20 protein-coding genes are annotated in these 22,242 nt (G+C 74.4%); 12 read left to right on the forward strand and 8 right to left on the reverse strand.

Annotation, left to right across the window (positions count from 1 at the left end; all coding sequences use genetic code 11):
- The first annotated feature begins 396 nt into the window (after positions 1-396).
- A complete protein-coding gene (locus Sfr03f_RS14985; RefSeq protein WP_159105650.1) occupies positions 397-1,905 on the forward strand; it encodes a cellulose binding domain-containing protein in 1,509 nt (502 codons plus the stop codon).
- A gap of 94 nt (positions 1,906-1,999) precedes the next feature.
- Positions 2,000-2,278 carry a tautomerase family protein gene (locus tag Sfr03f_RS14990; protein ID WP_218028153.1) on the forward strand — a complete coding sequence of 93 codons (279 nt, stop codon included), beginning with the start codon at positions 2,000-2,002 and terminating at the stop codon, positions 2,276-2,278.
- On the opposite strand, the gene Sfr03f_RS14995 is transcribed toward Sfr03f_RS14990, so the two are convergent.
- Complete coding sequence (locus Sfr03f_RS14995; protein WP_108954399.1) at positions 2,269-3,099, reverse strand: hypothetical protein; 831 nt, start codon at positions 3,097-3,099, stop codon at positions 2,269-2,271. The genes Sfr03f_RS14990 and Sfr03f_RS14995 overlap by 10 nt on opposite strands.
- A 149-nt stretch (positions 3,100-3,248) precedes the next feature.
- Positions 3,249-3,380: a hypothetical protein gene (locus Sfr03f_RS31540; RefSeq protein WP_281262836.1), complete on the reverse strand. Its 132-nt coding sequence runs from the start codon at positions 3,378-3,380 to the stop codon at positions 3,249-3,251.
- Between the two features lie 312 nt (positions 3,381-3,692).
- Between Sfr03f_RS31540 and Sfr03f_RS15000 the strand changes: the two genes are divergently transcribed.
- A complete protein-coding gene (locus Sfr03f_RS15000; RefSeq protein ID WP_108954400.1) occupies positions 3,693-4,772 on the forward strand; it encodes a PucR family transcriptional regulator in 1,080 nt (359 codons plus the stop codon).
- Positions 4,773-4,780: 8 nt separating this feature from the next.
- Here the strand turns inward: Sfr03f_RS15000 and ku are convergent, their stop codons facing one another.
- Positions 4,781-5,803 (reverse strand): non-homologous end joining protein Ku, encoded by a 1,023-nt coding sequence (gene ku / locus Sfr03f_RS15005; protein WP_170145089.1) that lies wholly within the window; start codon positions 5,801-5,803, stop codon positions 4,781-4,783.
- A gap of 61 nt (positions 5,804-5,864) precedes the next feature.
- Here ku and ligD point away from each other — a divergent pair, with 61 nt between their 5' ends.
- The 7 genes from ligD to Sfr03f_RS15040 all read left to right on the forward strand — a co-directional run bounded on the left by ligD (position 5,865) and on the right by Sfr03f_RS15040 (position 12,617).
- On the forward strand, positions 5,865-6,746 hold the full coding sequence (gene ligD / locus Sfr03f_RS15010; RefSeq protein WP_108954402.1) for a non-homologous end-joining DNA ligase: 882 nt from the start codon (positions 5,865-5,867) through the stop codon (positions 6,744-6,746).
- A gap of 193 nt (positions 6,747-6,939) precedes the next feature.
- Positions 6,940-7,305 (forward strand): SH3 domain-containing protein, encoded by a 366-nt coding sequence (locus Sfr03f_RS15015; RefSeq protein WP_108954403.1) that lies wholly within the window; start codon positions 6,940-6,942, stop codon positions 7,303-7,305.
- Between the two features lie 42 nt (positions 7,306-7,347).
- Positions 7,348-8,904: an FtsW/RodA/SpoVE family cell cycle protein gene (locus Sfr03f_RS15020; protein WP_108954404.1), complete on the forward strand. Its 1,557-nt coding sequence runs from the start codon at positions 7,348-7,350 to the stop codon at positions 8,902-8,904.
- On the forward strand, positions 8,901-10,352 hold the full coding sequence (locus Sfr03f_RS15025) for a penicillin-binding transpeptidase domain-containing protein (RefSeq protein ID WP_108954405.1): 1,452 nt from the start codon (positions 8,901-8,903) through the stop codon (positions 10,350-10,352). The genes Sfr03f_RS15020 and Sfr03f_RS15025 overlap by 4 nt, the downstream gene beginning before the upstream one ends.
- A 194-nt stretch (positions 10,353-10,546) precedes the next feature.
- Positions 10,547-11,485, forward strand: coding sequence for an AurF N-oxygenase family protein (locus Sfr03f_RS15030; protein ID WP_108954406.1), 939 nt, complete (start codon positions 10,547-10,549; stop codon positions 11,483-11,485).
- Positions 11,486-11,555: 70 nt separating this feature from the next.
- Positions 11,556-11,843, forward strand: coding sequence for a DUF8847 domain-containing protein (locus Sfr03f_RS15035; protein WP_108954407.1), 288 nt, complete (start codon positions 11,556-11,558; stop codon positions 11,841-11,843).
- A 102-nt stretch (positions 11,844-11,945) separates the two neighbouring features.
- The gene (locus Sfr03f_RS15040; protein ID WP_108954408.1) at positions 11,946-12,617 is read left to right on the forward strand and encodes a hypothetical protein; all 672 of its coding nucleotides are present in this window, start codon (positions 11,946-11,948) and stop codon (positions 12,615-12,617) included.
- A 73-nt stretch (positions 12,618-12,690) separates the two neighbouring features.
- On the opposite strand, the gene Sfr03f_RS15045 is transcribed toward Sfr03f_RS15040, so the two are convergent.
- From Sfr03f_RS15045 to Sfr03f_RS15065, 5 genes are all read right to left on the reverse strand, one after another.
- Positions 12,691-13,923, reverse strand: coding sequence for a styrene monooxygenase/indole monooxygenase family protein (locus Sfr03f_RS15045; RefSeq protein WP_108954409.1), 1,233 nt, complete (start codon positions 13,921-13,923; stop codon positions 12,691-12,693).
- Positions 13,924-14,018: 95 nt separating this feature from the next.
- Positions 14,019-14,669, reverse strand: a complete 651-nt coding sequence (locus tag Sfr03f_RS15050) for a GTP-binding protein (RefSeq protein WP_108954410.1) — start codon at positions 14,667-14,669, stop codon at positions 14,019-14,021.
- Complete coding sequence (locus Sfr03f_RS15055; protein ID WP_108954411.1) at positions 14,650-15,048, reverse strand: DUF742 domain-containing protein; 399 nt, start codon at positions 15,046-15,048, stop codon at positions 14,650-14,652. The genes Sfr03f_RS15050 and Sfr03f_RS15055 overlap by 20 nt, the downstream gene beginning before the upstream one ends.
- Entirely contained in the window at positions 15,045-15,548 is a 504-nt protein-coding gene (locus Sfr03f_RS15060; protein WP_108954412.1) for a roadblock/LC7 domain-containing protein, read from the reverse strand. Before Sfr03f_RS15060 ends, Sfr03f_RS15055 begins: the two co-directional genes overlap by 4 nt.
- Positions 15,545-18,730 carry a sensor histidine kinase gene (locus Sfr03f_RS15065; RefSeq protein ID WP_108954413.1) on the reverse strand — a complete coding sequence of 1,062 codons (3,186 nt, stop codon included), beginning with the start codon at positions 18,728-18,730 and terminating at the stop codon, positions 15,545-15,547. The genes Sfr03f_RS15060 and Sfr03f_RS15065 overlap by 4 nt, the downstream gene beginning before the upstream one ends.
- Before the next feature lie 405 nt (positions 18,731-19,135).
- On the opposite strand from Sfr03f_RS15065, the gene Sfr03f_RS15070 reads away from it, so the two are divergent.
- Together Sfr03f_RS15070 and Sfr03f_RS15080 are read left to right on the forward strand one after the other, a co-directional pair.
- Positions 19,136-19,939 carry a hypothetical protein gene (locus tag Sfr03f_RS15070; protein WP_108954414.1) on the forward strand — a complete coding sequence of 268 codons (804 nt, stop codon included), beginning with the start codon at positions 19,136-19,138 and terminating at the stop codon, positions 19,937-19,939.
- A 698-nt stretch (positions 19,940-20,637) separates the two neighbouring features.
- Positions 20,638-22,242 carry a M28 family metallopeptidase gene (locus Sfr03f_RS15080; protein ID WP_108954416.1) on the forward strand — a complete coding sequence of 535 codons (1,605 nt, stop codon included), beginning with the start codon at positions 20,638-20,640 and terminating at the stop codon, positions 22,240-22,242.

Genomic DNA, 22,242 nt, shown 5'->3' on the forward strand with positions numbered 1-22,242 from the left:
CCCGACCCCCCGCGCACACGGCGCGCCGCAGTGACTGACACAGCCTCTCCCACCCCAGGTCAACACGTGATCGGCTCGCACGATGTGACGATTACGTGAAAGCTAAACCAAATTACCTTACCTTTCTGAATATCGACCCTCGAAGGTCGCGGGATGCCACATCCTGGACGGGTCGTCCCGGGTCCGGGAGCCGGACTCCGCCCCGACGCCGCGAACCCGACCGGGATCAATGCGGGCAATCACGGCGCTCGGACAGAACGTCGGGTGACTGACGCCATATTCGACGGGTGCTCTTTTCCGCCACGGTTAGGATGGCGCGGTCGCGCAGATGTGCGGATCAAGCGGGCATCTCGTCCCGCCGCTCCTGCCGCCCCCGCAGTCTGCCGAGGAGTCCCCGTGAGCCGCCGCCGCCCGCACCCCCGTCGCCGTCGAGGGACGCGAGGACGGCTGTCGCCGGCGCTCGTGGTGACGGCCGTGCTCGCCTCCCTGGTGGGTGCCGGGATCTTCCTGGTCCCGACGCTGCGCGCGGACGGGGAGGACGCCGCCGAGCTGACCGTCCGCTACCGCACCGCCCCCGCCGCACGGGCGGAGGTCGCGGCGCCGTGGCTCGAGGTGGTCAACACCTCGGACCGGAACGTGCGGCTCTCCGACGTGGTGCTGCGGTACCACTTCCGGGTCGACGACGGGGCCGAGGACCCGGCGAAGGGCGCGACGGGCGACACGACGGGCCACAGGGGGGACGGCGCGGGGTACGGCGCCAACTGCGTGCGGAGTTCGGTGGACTGTTCGCTGATCACCCGGCGCTTCGGGACGGCGGAAGGGGGACTGCGTCACCTGGAGGCCGGTTTCTCCCCCTCCGCCGGCACGCTGCGTCCCGGCGAGTCGAGCAAGGGCATCGGCCTGCAGCTGTACCGCCTGGACCACGGCGAGCTGGACCAGACGGACGACCCGTCGTACGACGCCGCCCTCACCCGGTACGCGCCCTCCCGCAAGGTGAGCGCGTACCTGCGCGGCAAGCTGGTCTGGGGCGACGAGCCCGGCCGTGTGCCCGCTCCCGCCCCGGACGGCTCGGCGGGCACGGCCGGCGATCCGCCGGACGGTGTCCTCTTCGACGACTTCCACTACACGGGTCCCGCCGACCCCGCCCTCGCGGCGGGCGGCTGGCAGGTCCGCACCGGCGCGGGCGGTCCCGGGATCAAGGGCACTTGGACCAGGTCGGGCATCGCCTTCCCCGCCGAGTCGCCGGGAACGGGCGACGGTGGGAGCGCCGGTCCGGTGTCCGACCAGGTGCTGCGGCTGCGTGCCGGGACGGACGGATCCGTGGACGGCACCCGCCAGGCGGAGATCCACACCGGCCCCAATTTCCGCACCGGCACCCTCGCCGCGCGCGTCCGCTTCAGCGACCGGCCCGCCGAGGGACACGACGGCGACCACATCAGCCAGGCCTTCTTCGCCATCTCGCCGAACCAGCGGTCGCGGGAGTACAGCGAACTCGACTACGAGTACCTGCCGAACGGCGGCTGGGGAGCACTCGGCCCGCGCCTGGACACCACGAGCTGGCGCGACGTCGACGCCGGCGACCGGGTGACCCGCGCGACCGTCGAGAAGCTGGGCGACGACTGGCACACCCTGATGATCACGGCCGTGGACGGGACGACGGAGTACTCGGTGGACGGCCGTGTCCTGTTCCGCACGGACGCCGCGTACTTCCCGCGCGAGGCGATGGGCGTGCACTTCAGCGCGTGGTTCGTCGACCTGCCGTTCCAGGACGCCGGGCGCGCCTGGGACATGGAGGTCGACTGGCTCTACCTCGCCGAGGACCGCGAGGTGTCCCTGAAGGACGTGCGCCGGCAGGTCCGGGACCTCTCCGGCGCGGGCAGCGGGTACGTCGACACCCTGGGCTGACATACGCGACGGCCGCGACGGCCGCGTCGGCCCTCAGGTGCGGTGAGGCCGGTACCGGGCCGCCGAGCGGTGGGTGACACCATCGGCTGCGGGCGTGCGGTGGCCGCGCGTCCGCGACGAGTACCTGCGAGAGGGGCCCGGCGTCGTGCCGCACGTGATCATCAAGCATTTCCCCAAGGACCTCGACGACGAGACCCGCGCACGGCTGGCGGCCCGGGTCTCGGAGGCGGTGCAGGAGGCGTTCGGGGTGCGGCAGGGGGCCGTGTCGATCGGGCTGGAGCCGGTCGGGCGCGACGACTGGGACACCGAGGTGTACCAGCCGGAGATCGCGGGGCGGCAGGACCGGCTCATCCAGTTCCCGGACTACGGGTAGGCGTTGCCGTCGATGAAGGCGATGCGCGGGCGTGCGGCCAGGTCCAGCCAGCTGAGCACCTGCTCCATGTCGGTGTCGACGAGGCTGATGTCCGCGTCTCCGGGGGGCACGTGGCCGTGGACGAGGGTGCTCCCGGGCCCGTCCGTGTCGACGACGATGCCGTAGAGAGGGGTCCTGTCCGTGAGGTCGAGCCCCTGGTAGCTGTTCCCGGTGACGCGCCGGTAGGTGAACGTCGTCCGGGCAGGGGCCGCGTCGTTGCCGAAGGCGGTGGTGATCCGGTAGGTGCCCTCGGGGACGTCGGCGTCGGACTCCCCCGCGTGTGTGGAGAACGCCTCGACCCAGACGCCGTCCGCGTCCTTGCTCCAGGCAGTCAGCTTGGGTCCGTTGCCGCGGTTCAGCTGGACGGTGAGCATCTGGGTGGAATCGCCGGGCCGGGCCTCGGCGGGGAACTGCTCGGCGGACGCCGTCGACTCCTCCGGACCCTCCGCTCCGGCGGAGTCCGACGAGTCGTCGGGACCGGGGCCGGAGCCGGAGCCCGATCCGTAGTCGTAGTCGTAGTCGTCGTCATCGTCGTAGTCGTTGTGCTGGCTCCCGCCGTGGCCGGAGGTGCCCGAGCAGGACGAGGAACCGCCGGAGCGGCCCTTGCGCGAGGTGGAGGCGCAACTGTCGCCGCAGGCGGCGGTGAGCAGCACCGTGGAGGCCAGGGCGCAGACCGTCAGGACCGCGCGCACGCGCAGCAGACGGTGGCGGCGGGCCGCCGGGGCGGGGCCGGCGTCCGCGGTGGGGACGGGTGAGGCGGACGGCAGGCGTTCGGATGACACGGTGAAGCCTTCTCGGTCGACGGCGCGCTGACCGACAGCGCACGGCTCACGGCGGACGGGCGGACCGGCGGTGAGGCGGTCGGCCCGTCGAGGGACCCTAGCGAAACGCGGTGGCCGTCGGGGGGCGAACGGTGCGAACGGGCGGACCGTCAGCTCGACGGCTCACTCTCGTCGCACGGCAGGAAGGCCTCGACGCAGCGGCGGTCGCGGCGCACCTGGAACGCCGTGGAGACGGCGATCAGCAGGAGTGCGGGGGCCACGGGAATCAGGTAGGGGGCCATCGGGGGTCTCCTTCCCTCGCGGGTGTGCGGAGGCGGGCAGGCTCGGTGGGGGTCGTGGTCGCCGTGCAGCGTGGCACGGGGCACCGACAACCGGTGCGGTCCACACGACGCGGGGGGGGGCTCGGACGAGGGCTCCGGTTCCGGACGCCGGCGCACTGCCGGGGTCCGGAACCGGAGTCGTCCGCCGTGCTCCCTCCCCCTCATCATGAACTGCGCCGCACATGAGGCGCATTGCCGGATTCCGGCAGCGTTGACTAGGGTCAGCCTTCCGGAGCAGCGTCAAGGACGCGTCAAGATTCGGGGGGTGGGGCCATGGCGTCCGGGGTGGAACCGGCGACGTTCCTGACGGGGTTCGACCGGATGCTCGAGGAGGTCGCGGCCACCGGGCGCCGTCTGAGCCGCGACGAACTGGAGTCACGGCGCGAGTTGGGCGAGCAGGCCGCCGAGGCGGGGCTGGGGCTGCGCAGGATGGTCAGCGCGCATCTGGCGGCGGCCCGGGAGGCCTGGCCGGCCTCGTCCAACGGGTGGCCGTCGGGCCGCAGTTCGGCGGACTGCGCACTGGCCGCGGTGCAGCAGGCGGTCGACTCGTTCGCCGAGGGGTACGAGCGGGCGCAGCGGCAGGCCGTCCGCCAGGAGGAGGCGGCGCGGCGGGAGTTCATCGACGACCTGCTGCTCGGCCGCAGCGACCTGGGCCGGCTGGCCGAGCGCGCCGAGCGGTTCGGGCTGCGGCTGGCGCGGGCCCACGCGGTGGCGGTGGCCGAGGGGCCGGACACGTACGAGGAGGGCGACGCGGTGCCGCGGCGGGTGGCACGGGCGGTGACCGCGCGGTTCGACAGCCGGCGCATCCTGGTCACCACCAAGGAGGGCCGGCTGCTGTGCGTCGCGCCGGGCGACGAGGAGGACGTCCTCAACTGGTTCGCCAAGCAGGCGTACGCGGCGACGGACGGCGGGCGGGTCGCGGTGGGGCGGTCCCACGCCGGCCCCGGGGGTGTCGTCCAGTCCTACGAGGAGGCGCTGAGCACCCTGGAGATGGCCGAGCGGCTGGGGTTCGACGGGCCGGTGCTGAAGGCGGCGGACCTGCTGGTCTACCCGGTGCTGGCCCGGGACCGGCAGGCGCTGGCCGACCTGGTGGTCAGCGCGCTGGGCCCGCTGCGGGGGGCGCGGGGCGGGGCGCAGCCGCTGCTGGAGACGCTCACGGCGTACTTCGACTCCGGGTGCGTGGCGGCCGAGGCGGCGCGGCGGCTGTCGCTGAGCGTGCGGGCGTTGACGTACCGCCTGGAGCGGATCCGGAAGCTGACGGGGGCGGACGCGGCGGACCCCGCGCAGCGGTACATGCTGCAGACCGCGGCGATCGGAGCCCGCCTCCTCAACTGGCCCGCCCAGGAACTCTGACCCGGGCGTCAGGCGGATCGCTTGCGGGAGGCCGTCTTCTTCGCGGGGGTCTTCTTCGCGGCCGCCTTCTTGCCGGTGCCGGAACTCGTGGACTTCTTGGAGGAGGCGGAGCCCGAACCCCCGGAGCCGGCGCGGGAGGAGGCCGTCTTCTTGGCGGTGGACTTCTTCGCCGCCGTGGAGGTGGACTTCTTGCCCGAGGTGTCCTTCGGCGTCGTGCGCGACCGGTTCATCTCGCGCACCTCCGCGCTCTCGCCGCGCGACTCCTGCGCCGCGCGGACGCTGTTCTCCAGCGCGGCCATCAGGTCGAGCACCTTGCCGCCGCCCGCGGGGGCCTCCGGCACGGCCGGCGCCTCCTGGCCGGACGCCTTCGCGGCGACCATCTCCTCCACCGCCTCGCGGTACTCGTCGTGCAGGTCGTCCATGTCGACCTCGCCGAGCGTGTCCATCAGCGCGTCCGCCAGGTCGAGCTCCTGGTCGCGGATCCTGACGTCGCTCTCCGGGGCCACGCCCTCCGGCCGGCGGATCTCGTCGGGCCACAGCAGGCCGTGCATGACGATCGCCTCCTCCACGACCCGCAGCATCCCCAGCCGCTCCCGCCCGCGCAGGGCGAACTTGGCGATGGCGACCTTGTGGCTGCGCTTGAGCGCCTCCCGCAGCAGCGTGTACGGCTTGGCGGCCTGCGCGCCGCCGGCCGCGAGGTAGTAGGCGGACTCCATCTGCATGGGGTCGATCCGCTCGGACGGCACGAAGGCGACGATCTCGATCGTCTTGGCGGTGGGGATGGGGAGCTGCTGGAGGTCCTCGTCGGTGATGGGGATCATCGAGCCGTCCGACTCCTCGTACGCCTTGCCGATCTCCGACTGGCTGACCTCCTTGTCCTCCAGCTCGCAGACCTTGCGGTAGCGGATCCGGCCGCCGTCCTCGGTGTGGATCTGCCGGAAGGAGACGTTGTGGTTCTCGGTCGCGTTCACCAGCTTGATCGGGATGCTGACCAGGCCGAAGGAGATGGCGCCGTTCCAGATCGATCGCACGTTCAGCACCCTTTCGCCGGAGTTGCACCGTTATGGCCATGATGCGTGGGATTCTCATCGTATGACGCCGATCACAGAGGTGGAGGGGCGAAGGATCCCGCTCTCCAACCTGGAGAAGGTGATCCATCCGGAGGACGGCTTCACCAAGGGGGAGCTGCTGCACTACTACGCGACGGCTGCGGGGGCGCTGCTGCCGCACCTGCGGGACCGGCCGGTGTCCTTCCTGCGGTATCCCGACGGACCGCACGGCCAGGTGTTCTTCTCCAAGAACGTGCCGCCCGGTACGCCCGAGTGGGTCACCACGGCGGACGTCCCGCGGTCGGACGGGCCGTCGCGGATGGTGATGGTGCAGGACCTCCCCTCGCTGATGTGGGCGGCGAACCTGGTGACCGAGTTCCACACCCACCAGTGGCTCGCCGGCGCCCCCGGGGAGGCGGACCGGCTGGTGTTCGACCTGGACCCGGGGCCGCCGGCCGGGCTCGAGGAGTGCTGCGAGGTGGCGCTGTGGCTGCGGGACCGGCTGGCCGGCGACGGGATCGAGGCGTACCCGAAGACCTCCGGGTCGAAGGGCCTGCACCTGCTGGCGGCGGTGCGGGGCGCGTCGTCCGAGCGGACCAGCGCGTACGCGAAGGCGCTGGCGGTCGAGGCGGAGGCGGCGATGCCGGGGCTGGTGCTGCACCGGATGACGCGGAGCCTGCGGCCGGGGAAGGTGTTCGTCGACTGGAGCCAGAACGCGGCGAAGAAGACGACGGCCACGCCGTACACGGTGCGGGCGCGGCCCACGGCGGCGGTGTCGGCGCCGGTGTCCTGGGAGGAGGTCGCCTCCGGCGCCCCGGAGCGCCTGACCCTGCGTGCCCCGGACGTCCTGGCCCGCCTGGCCCGTGACGGCGACCTCATGGCGGCCCTCCTGGACCCGGCCCGGTCCACCCCCCTGCCGGACTGATGCCGGACTGACCCACAGGTGCGCGGCGCGCACGTCGAAGGCTCCGGAACCGGACCGCTCCGCGGTGCCTCGTCCCCGTGCCTCACCGTCCGGACCGCTCGCGGCACCCGGACGGCGCTGCACGGCGCGCCGGGAGCACCCCGGCGTGCCTAGCGTGGCAGCACGTAACGGGTCCGACACACCGGAGGTCAGCATGGCCCTGCGCCGTTTCCTGTCCCGCGTCGCCATGGGCGCCGCCGCCACCGCCCTGCTCTGCGCCGGGGCCGCGCCCGCCGTCGCCGGGCAGAGCCACCCCAACCCGCCGGAGGAGCGGTTCTACCAGGGCGTCGTCACCGCCCGCGGCGGCCTCCAGCTGCACACCTCGCCCACCCGGGGCAGCGAGGTGATCGGCTTCGCCCCCCAGGGGGCGGTGGTCAGCATCTTCTGCAAGACGCCCGGCGAGACCGTCGACGGCAACCCGCTGTGGTACCTGCTCGCCGACGGAACCTGGGCCTGGGGACCCGCCCGGTACATCGACAACATCGGCCCCGCCCCCCGCTGGTGCGGCCCGACGCACTGACATAACGGGACATCACGGCCCACGCTTGCTACGTTCCGACCCATGACCACCCAGGCCACGCGGGACTGGAAGGCGGCCGGGCCCACGCCCGCCGTGGCGACACCCGTCAGCCGCCGGGGCGCGGAGCTCGCCCTGATCGTCCTCGCCGTGTTCCTCTCCGTGTACGGCTACTGCGCCGTCGGCCTGGCCCGCACCGGTCACGTCCCGCCCGACGCCGTCCGTCACGGCGCCGGGCTCGGGGCGCTGGCCCTGGCCGCGCACGTCGTGGTGCGGCTGCGGGCGCCCCTCGCGGACCCGCTGCCGCTGCCCGTCGCCGTGCTGCTGAACGGCCTGGGCCTGGTGCTGATCCACCGCCTGGACCTGGAGACCCCGGGCGAGCGGGCCGCGCCCGCGCAGCTGCTGTGGTCGACGCTGGGGGCCGGGCTGTTCATCACCGTGGTGTGGCTGCTGCGCGACCACCGGGCGCTGCGGCGGGCCACCCGGGCCTGCGGGATCGCCGCGACGGTGCTGCTGGTGCTGCCGGTGTTCTTCCCCGCGGTCAACGGCGCCCGGATCTGGATCCGGGTGGCCGGCTTCTCGCTGCAGCCCGCCGAGTTCGCCAAGGTGCTGCTGGTGGTGTTCTTCGCCGGGCACCTGGCCGCGCACCGGAAGGCGCTCGCCGGGGCCGGCCGCCGCGCCTGGGGACCCGTGGTGGCGATCTGGCTGCTGAGCATCGGCGTCCTCGTCCTGGAGCGGGACCTGGGCACCTCGCTGCTGTTCTTCGCCCTGTTCGTGATCCTCCTCTACGTCGCCACCGGCCGCCTCGGCTGGATCGCGCTGGGGCTGGTGCTGCTGTCGGCCGCCGCGACGGCCGTGGCGCGGATCGAGCCGCACGTGCGCGGGCGGGTGGCGGACTGGCTGGACCCGTTCGCCTCGGTGGAGGCGGGGCTGGGCGCCGGGCAGCTCGCCCAGTCGCTCTTCGCGTTCGCGGCGGGCGGGCTGTTCGGGGAGGGGCTGGGCCAGGGGCAGTCGGTGCTGATCGGCTTCGCCGCCAAGTCGGACTTCATCCTGGCCACCGCCGGTGAGGAGCTCGGCCTGGCCGGGCTGGGCGCCGTCATCGTGCTGTACGCGCTGCTGGTCGAACGCGGCTACCGGGCCGCCCTGTCGACGCCGGACCGGTTCGGACGGCTGCTGGCGGTGGGGCTGGCCTCGCTGATCGCCGTCCAGGTGTTCGTGATCGCGGGCGGGGTGACCGGGCTGATCCCGCTGACCGGGATGGCGATGCCGTTCCTCGCGCAGGGCGGGTCCTCGGTGGTCACCAACTGGGTGATCGTCGCCCTGCTGGTCCGGCTCGGCGACGCGGCGGCCCGGCACGAGGCGGGCGACCCGGACGCGGCGGACGACCCGGACGCAGCGGACGACCCGGACGAGGCAGGCGCCCCGGGCACGGTGGACGCCCCGGGCACGGCGGACGGCGCGAACGGCCCGGTCGCCGGCGCGGACCGGGCGGACGGCGCGAACGGCCCGGCGGACCCGGCCGCCGGGCGGGGCCGGACCCCCGTGCACGGCGTCGAGGCACCCCGCGGGGACGCGGGACACCTGGAAGGGCGGCCGTCGTGACCCGGACCGTGCGCCACGCCGGAGCGTTCTGCCTGCTGCTGCTCGCCGCGCTGCTGGTGAACGCGGCGCGGGTGCAACTGGTCGAGGGCGGGACGTACGAGCGCAACCCGGCCAACCGGCGGGCCGACATCGACCGCTACCACCACCCGCGCGGCGACATCCTGGTCGGCGACCGCCCGGTGACCGGCTCGGTCGACACCGGCGGGCGGCTGCGGCACGAACGCACCTACGCCGACGGCCCGTTGTACGCGCCCGTCACCGGCTTCGCCTCGCAGGCGTACGGCACCACCCTGCTGGAGCACGCCGAGGACGACGTCCTCACCGGCCGCCACCCCCTGCTCTCCGCGCTCCCCCTGCTGGGCGGCCCGGCCGGCACCGGCGGCGACGTGCTCACCACCGTGCAGCCCCAGGCGCAGCGGGCCGCGTTCGACGGGCTGGGCGGCCGGAAGGGCGCGGTGGTGGCGCTGGAGCCGGCCACCGGGCGCATCCTGGCGATGGTCTCCACCCCCTCCTACGACCCGGCCGACCTGTCCGGCAACGGCCCGTCCTCGGCGCGGGCCTGGCGCCGGCTGCTGGCGGACCCCGACCAGCCGATGCTGAACCGGGCGGTGCGGCAGACCTATCCCCCGGGCTCCACCTTCAAGGTGGTCACCGCGGCCGCCGCGCTGGAGGCCCGGGTGGTGCGCGACCTGGACCAGCGGGTGGGCGAGCCGGGCCCGTACCGGCTGCCGGGCACGGACACCGAGCTGGCCGACGAGCGGGCGGAATGCGGCGGCGCCACCCTGCGGCAGGCCTTCGAGTGGTCCTGCAACACGGTCTTCGCGCGGCTGGGCGTCCGGGTGGGCGCGGAGCGGATGGCCCGCACGGCACGGGCGTTCGGCTTCAACGACGACGGGCTGCGGATCCCGTTCGGGGTGGCCCCCTCCACCTTCGACCCGCACGTCGACCCGGCGCAGCTGGCGCTGTCGTCGATCGGGCAGTACAACACCCGCGCCACGCCGCTGCAGATGGCGCGGGTCGCGGCGGTGGTGGCCGGGGGCGGGATGACGCGGACCCCGTACCTGGTGGAGCGGACGACCACCGACCGGGGCACGACGATCGGCCGGGCCGGTCCGCGGGGGCTGCGGCAGGTGGTGCGGCCGGCGACGGCACGACTGCTGCGGGAGCTGATGACCGGGGTCGTCACCGACGGCACCGGGGGCCAGGCGGCGATCCCGGGCGCGGTGGTGGGCGGCAAGACGGGGACCGCGCAGCACGGGGTGGGGAACGCGGGGACGCCGTACGCGTGGTTCGTGTCCTGGGCGCGGGCGGAGCGGGAACTGGAGCCGCGGGTCGCGGTGGCGGTGGTCGTCGAGGACGCGGCGGCGGACCGGGGGGACATCACCGGGGGCGACGTCGCGGCGCCCGTGGCCCGCGCGGTGATGCGGGCGGCCCTCGCCGCGCCCTGACCCGAAGCCGGTCGCCGGCGGGGCGGGCCGAGGTGGGTCGGGCCGGGCGGGTCCGGCCGGGCGGGTCGGGCGGCGGGGCGCGGCGACATGGACATTCGGTGACTGGTGCCGCCCAGGGGATTGACGCGCTTGCTGACACGGAGTCTCATAAGGGTGTACCCGACGGTAACACTCGCACGACGAGGTGGAGAGCCATGACGACCGTGACGGACACCGGCACGCTCGCCGGACTGCGCGACGCGCTGGGTCTGCTCAAGGACCGCGAGCAGGTGGCCAAGCGGCTGCTCGACTCGTCCGCGAAGCACTCGTTCGACCCGGACAAGGAGCTGGACTGGGACGCGCCCTTCGAGGAGGGCAAGTGGTTCTGGCCCCCGGAGCTGGTGTCGCTGTACGGCACGCCGATGTGGAAGCGGATGAGCGAGGAGCAGCGCATCGAGCTCTCCAAGCACGAGGCCGCCGCGCTGTGCTCGCTCGGCATCTGGTTCGAGATCATCTTGATGCAGCTGCTCTGCCGGCACATCTACGACAAGAACCCGACCAGCAACCACGTCCGGTACGCCCTCACCGAGATCGAGGACGAGTGCCGGCACTCGAAGATGTTCGCCCGGTTCATCCAGCGGTCCGGCTGCCCGGAGTACCCGGTCAGCCCTCTCCACCAGAACCTCGGCCGGCTCTTCAAGACCGTCTCCACCACGCCGGGGTCCTTCACGGCCACCCTGCTGGGCGAGGAGATCCTCGACTGGATGCAGCGGCTGACCTTCCCGGACGAGCGGGTCCAGACCCTCACCCGCGGCGTCACCCGGATCCACGTCGTGGAGGAGGCCCGCCACGTCCGGTACGCCCGCGAGGAGCTGCGCCGCCAGATGGTGACCGCGCCGCGCTGGTCGCGTGAGTTCACCCGGGTCACCTCCGGCGAGTTCGCCCGGGTCTTCTCGGTCGCCTTCATCAACCCGGAGGTGTACACCAACGTCGGCCTCGACAAGCGGCAGGCGATGGAGGAGGTCAGGAACAGCGGCCACCGCCGGGACGTGATGCAGACCGGCGCGAAGAAGCTGACCGACTTCCTGGACGACATCGGCGTGCTGCGCGGCGTGGGCCGCAAGCTCTGGCAGTCCTCCGGCCTGCTGGCCTGAGCGCCGCCCGCCGCGGCACCGCCCCCGTCACAGGTCCGATGCTGCTCGCCCCACCCGCGACACTGGTGGGGTGAAGAGTGAAGAGACGCCCTTCGAGGGCGGCCCGCTGGACGGCAGGACGCTGCCCGTCCTGCTGGGCGCGACCGGGCAGCCGCCGAGGTACTACAAGGTCCCGGTACCCGGCCCGGACGGCGGGCGGCCCACGGTCCTGGTGTACCGGCGCGAGCCGCGTGGGCACGGCCGGCGACTGGGGCTGCCGGTCGGCTGGAAGTTCGTCTTCGTGCCCGACGCGACCGGCGACGAGGGCCGCCCCCGCTGGCCGTGGTCCCGCCGGCGGTCCCGCCCCACCGACGGGTGACGTCGTTGCGCCGCCCGCCGACCTCCGGCGCGCGGACCGCGGCGGGCGCGCCCATCCTGCCGGTGCGGAGCGGAAGGACCGCACCGCGCCGGAGGTGACGTCATGTCAGCACGCCCGTCGCGCGGGCGCGTTCCCCGCCTGCTGTGCGCCGCCGCGGTCGCGGCCGGCACCTTGACCCCCGCGGCCCCGGCCGTCGCCGAGGACGATCCGGCGCCGCCCTCCGCGGCGCGGCAGCGGCCGGTCGCCGTGCTCCTCGCCGATCTGCGCACCCTCCACCGGCAGGCCGGGCAGGCCGCCGAGCAGTACCAGGACGCCGGTGTCCTGCTGCGCGAACAGCGGGCCCGGGTGGACCGGCTGGACGCCGAACTCGCCCGCGCCCGGCTCTCCCTCGACGACAGCCGCGCGGCGGCCGGGGCGTTCGCGCGGGCGCAGTACCGGAACACCGCGGGCGCCCTCTCGCCCTACCTGCGGGTGCTGTTCGCCCGCGATCCGCAGACGGCGGTGGAGGAGGGCCGGCTGGTCGCCCGCGCCGCCGACGCGCACGCGCGCGCGGTGGGACGGCTCACCGGCGGCGAGCACCGGGTGCGCGACCTGGCCCGGCGGGCGCGCGCCGCGCTGGACCGGCAGCTGGTGCTGGCCGCGAAGAGGAAGCGTGCCGACCAGCGGGTCCGCGACAAGCTGGGCCGCATCGAGGAGCTGCTCGCCGCGCTGACGCCCGCCCAGTTGAAGGCGCTCTCCGCCTACGAGCGCCGCAAGGGCGGCGGCAGGAGCTGACGGCGCCGGGCAGGAACGCGCCCGCCGCCCGGCACGGGGCCGGGCGGCGGGGCGTCGAGGCGGGGAGGGTGCGTCAGCCACTGACGGAGGCCAGGTAGCCGCCCGCCTTCTCCGGGTCGAACCAGAAGTTCTCGAAGTCCGCCGGGTCGTTGAACCCGTTGGCGATCCGGTCGGCCACCGGCTGGAGCTGCCCGGCGGCGCCGATCAGGTTGAGGACGTGCTCCGGCGGCGGGGTCAGCATGGCGTTGGTCCACTTGGTGACGTGCTGGGCGGTCTCCCAGTAGCGGTCGAAGGTGGCCTGCATCCACTCCTCGTCGAACGGCTTGTCGCCGTGCTCGACGATGGACGCGAGGTAGGCCGCGGCGCACTTGGAGGCGGAGTTGGAACCCTGGCCGGTGATGGGGTCGTTGGCCACCACCACGTCGGCGACGCCGAGCACCGAGCCGCCGCCGGGCAGCCGGCCGATGGGGTTGCGCACCGTCGGGGCGTAGCGGCCGGACAGGGTGCCGCCCGCGTCGGTGAGCTCCACGTTGGTGGCCCGCGCGTACTCCCACGGCGTGAAGCGCTCCATCAGCTCCAGGGTGAGCGCCAGGTGCTCGGAGGGGTCCTTGACGCCCTGGAAGACGTCCAGCGGACCGCCCGGGACGCCCTCCCAGAAGAGGATGTCGGCGCGTCCGGAGAGGGTGTACGTCGGCATGATGAACAGCTCGCCGACGCCCGGCACCAGGTTGCAGCGGACCGCGTCGAACTCCGGGTGCTCCGGGCGCGGGCCCAGGCCGTGGACGTACGCCACGGCGAGCGCGCGCTGCGGCTGGGTGAACGGGGAACGGGAGGCGTCCCGCTGGAACATGGAGACGAGCTCGCCCTTGCCGGCCGAGACCAGCACCAGGTCGTAGGTGCGGGAGAAGTAGTCCAGGTCGGAGACGGCGGCGCCGTGGATGACCAGCTGGCCGCCGCGCTGGGCGAAGGTCTCCATCCAGCCGGCCATCTTGACCCGCTGGTCGACGGACTGGGCGTGGCCGTTCAGCTTGCCGACCCAGTCGACGACCCGCTGCGACTCGGGGCCGGCGACCGACACGCCCAGGCCCTCGATCCGGGGCGCCTGGGACTCCCAGAAGTTCAGCTGCAGGTCGCGCTCGTGCTGGAGGGCGGTGTGGAACATGCACTGCGTCGACATGACGCGGCCGGAGCGGATCTCGTCCGCCGTCCGGTTGGACATCAGGGTGACCTCGTACCCGTGCTGCTGCAGGCCGAGGGCGAGCTGGAGACCGGACTGGCCGGCTCCGACGACGAGTATCTTCCGCATGCGGGATGTCTCCTACTCGGGACGCTGGGGGACGCGCCCGGGTGCTCGGGTGTGACGGGCGGAACCTGTTCGGGCAGGGCCTGTTCGGGCAGGGCCTATTCGGGCAGGGCCTCGATGGCGTGACCGACGAGGGCCAGCAGGGTCTCGATCACCGCGATCCGGCTGCGCGCATCCATGATCATGACAGGCACGGCCGAGGGTATGGACAGCGCCTCCCGGACGTCCTCCGGTTCGAAGCGCTCGCTGCCGTCGAAGTGGTTGACGGCCACCACGTACGGCAGGCCGCAGCTCTCGAAGTAGTCGAGGGCGGGCCAGCAGTCCTTGAGACGGCGGGTGTCCGCCAGCACGACGGCGCCGACCGCGCCCCGGGCCAGGTCGTCCCACATGAACCAGAACCGCTGCTGGCCGGGGGTGCCGAACAGGTAGAGGACCAGGTCGTCGTCGAGGGTGATCCGGCCGAAGTCCATGGCCACGGTGGTCGTGGTCTTGCCGGGCGTGGCGGTGATGTCGTCGGTGTCGGCACTGGCCTGGGTCATCAAGGCCTCGGTCTCCAGAGGCTTGATCTCCGAGACGGTGCCGACCAGCGTGGTCTTGCCGACGCCGAAGCCGCCGGCCACCAGGATCTTGGTGGCCACCGGCGCCCGGTTGCGGTCGGTCTGCCACGGCCGGAGCACCTCCTCCTCGGCGTCGGAGACGACGGCGTCGGAGACACCCGCGTTCGCGGCGTCAGAGACGGCGAAGGCCATGGAGCACCCTTTCGAGCAGTGCGCGGTCGGGACGGCCGGTGGGGTGCCCGGTCCCGTACACGCGGATCTTTCCCTGGTCCGCGAGGTCGCTCAGCAGTACGCGGACGACGCCCAGCGGCATCCTGAGCAGCGCGGCGATCTCCGCCACCGTGCGCATGCGGCGGCAGAGCTCGACGATGGCCCGCATCTCCGGCATCACCCGGCTGACGAGCGAGCCGTTCGGCAGCTCCTTGCGCTCCGGGGGCGCGTCCAGCGCCGCCACGAAGGTCTCCACCAGCAGCACGTGGCCGAAGCGGGTCCGGCCGCCGGTCAGCGAGTAGGGCCGCACCCGGGCGGGTTTGCGGTCCCCGCCGCGCACCGGAAGCTTCGAGGCGCTCATCGTCCGCTCCTCACGTCGCCGCTCTTGCGTTCCATCGAGTCACGGAGCTCGTCGCGCAGTTCGGGGGTCAGCACGTGTCCGGCACGGCCCACGAAGAGCGCCATGTGGTACGCGATCACGCTCATGTCGCAGTCCGGCGCGGCGTGCGCGCCGAGCAGGGACCCGTCGCTGATCGCCGTGACGAAGAGGCTGCCCTCCTCCATGGCGATCATGGTCTGGCGGACGCCGCCGAACTCCAGCAGCTTGGCGGCGCCGACGGTCAGGCTGCCGATGCCGGACACCACGGTGGCCAGGTCGGCGGCCGAGCCGCGCGGGCCGGTGGGGGCGTCCTTCTTCTCCTTCGGGGCGTGGTCGGCCGGGTCCGAGGAGAGCAGGAGCAGTCCGTCGGAGGAGACGACCGCCACCGACTGGAGTCCGGGCACCTCCTCGACGAGGTTGGTCAACAGCCAGTGCAGGTTGCGAGCCTCACTGCTCAGTCCGACGGTGCTGGGCGCGGTCAACTGCTTGCCTCCTCGACGGTTCCCCCCATGGCCTGCTCGGATGCGTTCCCCTGACGAGGGCCCGGCGCGCCGGTGGCGTCGCCTCGTCCCTCCCCCTGCGGCCCGGGCGCCCCCTGTGCACCCGGTCCGCCCTTCGTCCCCGCCAGCTCCGCCTCGACGTCGCGGCGGCCGGCCACGGATCCCGTGTGGAACCCGCCCAGCCTGCGCCGCAGCGCGTCGGCGTCCACCGAGCCGATGCGCGTGCGCGGAGCGGGGGCGGACACCACCTTGGGCGTGCGCTTGGGCAGGCCCTTGTCGGTCACCGTCTCGGCCTCGGCCTCGTCGGCGACGCGCTCGTGCCGCTCGGGGCCGATGGCGTACGGGTCGCCCGTCCCGGGCCCGGCCTCCGCCTCGGCGGCGCCGGTGCTCCCGTCGCCCGCGCCGGCGGCGATGCGCTCGGCGTCCTCGCCGGACATCTGCGCGGGCAGCCGGAAGCTCGACGTCTCCTCGGCCACGGCCTCGTGCCGGTCCCCACCGGCCCGGGCCGCGTCGGCCACCTCGTCGTCCACGCCGGCGGCGGGCGGCGCGGTGCCCTCGGTGTCCCCCGCGGGCGCGTCGGCGCCACCGGTGCCGTCACCGGCGGTCTGCCCCGTGTCGGCGGCGGGCGTCGGCGGGAGGGTGGCTCCCGCCGGGGTGGCCGTGCCCGAGGTGGTGGTCGTGGGCCCGGCCACGGAGGCGCGGGCCGCCTCGGCGGCCTCGGCGGCGTCGATGGCCCTCTCGGCCGCCGCGATCGCCGGGTCCACCGCCTGCTCGACGACGGGCGCCGTCACGCCGGGAGCGGCGCCGTCGCCCGAGACGGTCCCGGCCTGCGGCCGGGGGGCGGGGGCGGGCCCCGCCTCCACCGCCGCCGCGGCGAGCCGGTCCTCCCCCGCGGCGGCCGGCTCCGCGCCGCCCGGCAGGGCGGCCTTCGCCTCGGTACGGCCGCGCAGCACGTTGGAGTTGGCCTCCGCGTCGGCCCCCGGCAGCGAGGTTGGAGCCCCCTGCCGGCCGACCGGCGCGGTGGTGACCGGCGCGGCGGCCGGGGCCGCGGCCAGCAGCGACGTGGGCAGCACCGCGACCGCGGTGACCCCGCCCTGCTTCTGCTCCCGCAGCCGCACCCGCACCCCGTGCCGGTGCGCGAGGCGGGCCACCACGTAGAGGCCGAGCCCCAGGCCGCCCTCGCCGTCCGGGACGTGCGGCTGATCGGGGTCGAAGTCGGCCAGGCGGCTGTTGAGGCGCTCCAGGCGCTCCTCGGTGACGCCGATGCCCTCGTCCTGCACGGAGAGCATCACCTCACCGCTCTCCAGCAGCCACCCGGAGACCTCCACCGGCAGCTCCGGCGGCGAGAAGGCGGTGGCGTTCTCCAGCAGCTCGGCCAGCAGGTGGCTCAGGTCGTCGGCCGCGAAGCCCGCGAGGTGCGCGGCCGGCGGCAGCGCACCGATCCGCACCCGCTCGTACCGCTCGATCTCACTGACCGCGGCCCGCACCACGTCGACCAGCGGAACCGGTCCGGCGTGCTGCTGCCCGTGCTCGACGCCCGCCAGCACCAGCAGGTTCTCGCTGTGGCGGCGCATCACGGTGGCGAAGTGGTCCACCTTGAAGAGCGTGGACAGCCCCTCGGGGTCCTCCTCGCGGGCCTCCAGGCCCTCGATCACGGTGAGCTGACGCTCGACCAGCCCGAGGATGCGCAGCGCCAGGCTCACGTAGGGGCCGTCGGCCGAGTTCTGCGACCGGTCCAGCTCCTCCTGCGCGGACTTCAGCTCGGCGCGCAGCTCCTCGCGCGCGTCGGCCATCCGCTGCCGCTCGCCGATCAGGTGCTTGCGGTCGGCCTCCAGCGTGCTGATCCGCTCCTGGAGGGCCAGCGCGTGACCGTGCAGGGTGTTCACCGAGCGCACGACCTGGGCGAACTCGTCCTTGCGGCCGGTGAACCGGATGGGCTCCTCGTCCTCCGGCTTCTCCGCGAGACGCGCCGAACCCAGCCGCAGCACGGCCAGCGGCCTGGTCAGCGAGCGGGCCAGCCCGGTGGCGATGCCGACCGCGAGCAGCAGCAGCGCCACCAGCGCGGCGATGCGGATCTCCAGCTCGGTGACGTCGTCGGCGCGCAGCTCCTCCAGGGCCTTCACGCGGCTCGCGTAGAGGGAGGACTCGGCGCCGCGCATCAGGTCGAGGCGGGCGGACAGCGCGGCGGAGAGCTTCTTCGGGTCGGTGGCCAGTTCCTTGTCGTTCAGCACCGGGCGGTCGGTGAGGTTCCGCAGGTACTTGCCCGCCGTCTCGGACTCGCGGCCGGTGACGGTGGCGTCGAAGGCGTCCGCGGCCTCCTCGGGGGCGTTGGCGCGGAACTCGGCCAGCGCGGCGTCGGAGCGGACCCGCGCCTGCTGGGCGGCCGAGGTCAGCGCGTCGCGCCGGGAGGCGTCGGCCGGGGTGGACACCCGGGTGGTCGAGGTGGTGCCGGTGACCGGGTCGTAGACCGGGGTGGAGGTGCTCGGGACCGCCAGCGCGGCCAGCAGCAGACCGCGGGCGGCCGCCGCCTGCTGGACGGCGGTGTCCAGGTCGGCCAGCGCGTGGGCGCCGGCCCCGGCGCGCGGCGGCATCCGGTCGGCCAGGTCGCCGGCCAGACGGTGCAGTTCCGCGATGGCCTTGGAGTAGGCCTCGTGCGCTTCGAGAGCGGTGCTCTTGCCGGAGAGCGCCGCTCGCCGGGCGCTCGCGATCTCGTCGAGGTCGGCCCGGAGCGCGGCCGGGAGGTCCGTGTCCTCGCGCAGATCCTCTATCTCCCGGTCCACACGGACGCCGCGCTGCTCGGAGGGCGCCCGCGACTCGGGGCGTCCCGCCGCGATGTACGGGGTGACCTCGTCCCGTTCGTCGGCCAGGGCGTGGGCGAGGGTCAGCGCGTCCTGGGTCTGCTCGGTGAGCGTGACCAGGTCCTTGCTCTCGTCCAGCCGCCCCGCGGCGGAGAGGAGGGAGGGGGTTCCGGCTCCCGCGACGGCGGCGGCCACCACGGCCACCGCGACGATGAGCCGGTTGCGTACATGCGTGGGCCGGCCCCGGCCCACCTCGCCGCCGGCCGGGGCGGACGCGCCCGGGGTGCCGGTGGTGGTGGGCGAGTTCTCCGTGCCCTCGCGGGAGGCCTTCTTCTTGCCCGTACGCCGAGGCCGCGTCTTCTGCACCGGTGCTCGCATTCCTGACTCGTGTACCCAAGGCCCGGGTGACCTGCCGTCAACTGGGGCGACACTCACCCGGTACGGTTCCGGTTTTCGGTGTCCGACCCTCCCAGTGCCGGTGGGCGGTGACCGGTCATCAACCGCCCCGCCACCCGAAGGAGTGAACATCGGAGGGTAGTTGAGGGGCAAGTTCCGCCCTCCCACCCGCAGGGTCGTCCGCACGGGCGTCCGGAGCCCCAGGTGGACGACCGTCACGGACTTTGGCAGGATTCGCCGCCACGCCTTCACAATCGCACCTGATTCCCCATCAACCGGGCATCGACGGGGAGTTCCCCCGGGTGACGGTGGAGGTGCGGGCGCTCCCGCCCTTCCGGGGGCCGCGCCCGCGGCGTGCGGGTGCAGACTGGCCGGATGCGCACCGAACTCGCCTCCGAGCCCTCCGAACTCGGCTTTCCCAACGAGGACTTCGTCTCCGTCGGACTACCCGCTTCCGGCCTCGGGGGCGTGGTGGTGGTGCTCGACGGGGTCACTCCTCCACGCGGCGAAACCGGGTGTGTGCACTCCGTACCGTGGTTCACCGCCCGGCTCGGCGGGGCGCTGACCGAACTGTCCCTTTCCCGGCGGGATCTCACCCTGACGGAGGTGCTGGCCTCGGCCGTCGCGCGTACGGCCGCCGCCCACGCGGACCGCTGTGACCTTTCTCACCCGCGCACGCCGCAGGCCACGGTGGCCCTGGCGCGATGGGACGCGGAGACGCTGGAACACCTGGTGCTCGCCGACTCGGTACTGCTGGTGGAGCGGACGGGGGGAGACGGTGCGGGCCCTGGGGTGACCGCCCTCACCGACGACCGGCTCGCGCGGATCCCCCGGGAGCGGCTGCGGTCGGCGGCGGTCGTCGACGCGACGCTGCGGAACAAGGAGGGCGGCTTCTGGACCGCGGCGGCGGACCCCTCGGTCGCGGAACGGGCCGTCACCGGTTCGGCGCCGCGGGAGGGGGTGCGGTCCGTGACCGCCCTCACCGACGGGGCGACGCGGTGGGTGGAGGTCTTCGGCCGCGGGGGGTGGGCCGACGTCGTCCCGCTGGTCCGCGACCGCGGGGCGGCGGCGCTGATCGCGGAGGTCCGCGAGCTGGAGCGGGCGGACGCGGAGGCGCGGCGCCGGCTCGGCCCCTCCAAGACCCACGACGACGCCACGGTCGCCCACGTCACCTTCTGACCCCCACGTCCACGGGACGCGACCGCACGCCCACGGCACCCCGTCCTGGTCCCCGCGGCACGCGGCACGGTCCTCGCGGCACGCGGCACGGTCCCCGCAGCGCGAAGCACGGTCCTCGCGGCGCGAGGCACGGTCCCCGCGGCACGGTCCTCCCGGCACGGTCCTCCCGGCACGCGGGCGCGGCCCCCGCGGCACGCGGCACGGTCCCCGCAGCGCGAAGCACGGTCCTCGCGGCGCGAGGCACGGTCCCCGCGGCACGGTCCTCCCGGCACGCGGGCGCGGCCCCCGCGGCACGCGGCACGGTCCTCGCGGCGCGAGGCACGGTCCCCGCGGCGCGAGGCACGGTCCCCGCGGCACGGTCCTCCCGGCACGCGGGCGCGGCGCCGGGCGATCCGGCCCCCGCCCGCTGCGGGCAATCGTGCCGCTCGGCGACGGGGATACCCCTGCTCGAGCGAAGCCGAGAGCTAGGGGGAGGGTGGACGCAGGCGACGCGTACGCACGCGACCTCCCGCCCGCAAGGGTTGGGCACGGTCCTCCGCCCGGCACGCGACGCGACCGCAACGCGACCCCGCGTCCACGCGGGTCAGCCCCGTCCCGCCGCACTCCGCGCCGTACCGCCCCCGGCGCCCCCGCGTTGCAGCCGCCCCCCGCCGGGGCGAGCATGGCGAAAGGTAGCCCCGCCGCCGGAAGGACCCCGCGTGCGCAGACGCAGAGCCGCCGCCGCCGTGACCGCGGCCGCCGCCCTCACCGCCCCCCTGCTCCTCGCGGCCTCCCCCGCGGCGGACCGGGAGGACCCCGGGGGCGCCAAGGACCCCGCGGCCGCCGCCGACGCCCTCGCCGCCCGCCTCGTGCGCCACGCCGACGCACAGGACGCGTACCGCCACCTCGCCGCCTTCCAGCGCATCGCCGACGCCCACGGCGGCAACCGCGCCGCCGGCACCCCCGGCGGCGACGCCACCGCCGCGTACCTGCGCAAGGCCCTCCAGCGGGCCGGCTACCGCGTCACCACCGTCCCGTTCGCGTTCACCTACGCCGAGGCCCTCGCCGAGAAGCTCGGCGTCACCGTCCCCGGAACATCGCCACGCGACATCGACGTGGCGCTGATGACGTACACCGTCTCCACCCCCGAGGGCGGCCTCACCGCTCCCCTCGCCGCGCTGCCCGCCGGGAGCGCCGAGGGCGACGGGACGCCGGACGGCACCCCCGGCTGCGAGCCGTCCGACTACGCGACGCGCGACGTCAAGGGCAAGGCCGTGCTGATCCCCCGCGGCGCCTGTTCGTTCGCCGCCAAGCAGAAGGCCGCCGCCACCGCCGGCGCCGTCGCCGCGCTGATCGTGAACAACGCGGACGGCCCGCTGCGCGGCACGCTCGGCGACCCCTCCGCCGCCGCGATCCCCACCGGTGGCGTCACCCGCGAGGACGGCAAGGCCCTCGCCGCCGCGGCCGCGAAGGCGGGGACCACCGTCACCCTCGACCTGCGGGAGCGCCGCGAGAAGCGCACCGCCCACAACGTGATCGCCGAGACCCGCGGCGGAGATCCCTCCCGCACGGTGATGGCCGGCGCCCACCTGGACTCCGTCGTCGAGGGCCCCGGCGTCAACGACAACGGCTCCGGCTCCGCGGGCCTCCTGGAGGTCGCCCTCGAACTCGCGCGGGCCGAGCGCCACCCGGCCGACCGGGTGCGCTTCGCCTGGTGGGACGCCGAGGAGTTCGGGCTGCTCGGCTCCACGGACTACGTTTCCGCGTTGTCCGCCGCGGAGCGCGAGAGCATCCGGCTGTACCTGAACTTCGACATGATCGCCTCCCCCAACGCCGCCCAGTTCGTCTACGACGGCGACGACTCGGACCGCAAGGGCGAGGGCCCGGGGCCCGCCGGCTCCGCCCAGCTGGAGCGGGGGATCACCGCCTACCTCGACAGCCGCGGTCTGCGCCACCTCGGTACCGACTTCGACGGCCGGTCGGACTACGGCCCGTTCATCGAGGCGGGCATCCCCGCCGGGGGGACGTTCACCGGCGCGGAGGGCGTCAAGACCGAGGAGATGGCCGCCCTCTTCGGCGGCACGGCGGGCAAGCCGTTCGACCCGTGCTACCACCAGGCCTGCGACGACCTGGACAACCTCTCCATGAAGGCGTTCGACGTCAACATCGACGTCATCGCCCACGCCGTCGGCTCCTACGCGCACGACCTGTCGCCCCTGTCCGCCCCCGTCCCGGCGGCCGCCCAGGCCCCCGCCGCCACCACGGCGACCGCCGGCCGCCCCGCCGAGGGCCCCCGCCCGGGGCACGCGGGCATCACCCGCTGA

Source organism: Streptomyces fragilis (assembly GCF_003112515.1).
Lineage (GTDB): Bacteria > Actinomycetota > Actinomycetes > Streptomycetales > Streptomycetaceae > Streptomyces > Streptomyces fragilis.